This window comes from Candidatus Ichthyocystis sparus (assembly GCF_900078745.1).
Classification (GTDB): domain Bacteria; phylum Pseudomonadota; class Gammaproteobacteria; order Burkholderiales; family 2013Ark19i; genus Ichthyocystis; species Ichthyocystis sparus.
Genome location: NZ_FKII01000035.1, coordinates 1 through 1,046, shown reverse-complemented (window position 1 = coordinate 1,046; position 1,046 = coordinate 1). Strand labels below are relative to the sequence as shown.

The 1,046-nt window shown below is 39.0% G+C and carries 1 protein-coding gene; it reads right to left on the bottom strand.

Annotation, left to right across the window (positions count from 1 at the left end; all coding sequences use genetic code 11):
• Positions 1-506: 506 nt before the first annotated feature.
• Positions 507-1,046, bottom strand: a 540-nt coding sequence (locus A6733_RS08720) for a hypothetical protein (protein ID WP_176696743.1), incomplete at its 5' end; no start/stop codon positions are given.

The following is a 1,046-nucleotide window of genomic DNA, read 5'->3' as shown; positions in this document are numbered from 1 at the left end:
TATTAACTTCTATCATTATGTAGGTACTTGTCTATATTAATTTATCTGGCATCTAGTACCTTGTAGGTACTTAAATTTATCTTGTTATTTTTGATATAAATACAGGACACTCATTGTTTGCAAGTAGTGACTTTTGCCTTTGTACATGGGAATTACTACTTTTGCCTTTGTACATGGGAATTACTACTTTTGGATGTGAATTTCATGAATTGAGATACATAAGTGATGACGTAGGGTTTTGCTTCTGGTCCTGTTTTTGGTGTTATGTGCGTTTGGTTGCATTTACGTATGGTTACTCTCCACTTCTCTCTTCTGTGATTTTGGTGAGTGATTGATAATAGGGTGTTAAGGTATGATAAACGTAAATGACGATCAAACAGGTTGTTGAATTTTAATTTTGTTAATGCCGTTACAGTAAAAAATACAATAGCGGAATTTATCCGTATCCGTATAGAAATAAGAACTAGCTCACAACAAATAAAATCATTTAAAACTAGTATCACAAATTACTCATTTCTTTTCCTCTTACGTCCTCTTCTCTGCACACTACTATGAGGAGAGGAAGATGGCCCTCCTCTACCACCTCTCATATACCCGCTAGATTCACCAGCAGGTGGAGGTGACAGCCCTCGATTCAGCAATGCTGCCAATCTCAATCCCACATCCTCAGAAGAAGTATCGCTAGCAGTAGCCACTAGCGGAACATTACCAACATCCACAGATGCAGAAGAAGATCTAGCAGCAACACCGCTACTCGTAGGTATCTCAAAAGACCCCTCAACTAATTTCATAATAGATTTTTTCTTAGGTCCGTGAAGATAACTGGAAGAACTACTACTAGCCACCGTGGAAGATTTACTGATAGCAGCAGAAACAGAAGAAGGGGCAGCAATCGGCACTACTAACTGCTCAGATGATGACGAAGGAGTTGACTCACCTACTAAAACTCTCGACTCAGAAGCAATAACTTCTGTAGCTAGTCCAACAATTGCTCTACCCAATACAGATGACTCCGTAGAAGAAGAGGAAACATCTGCATCTAATCC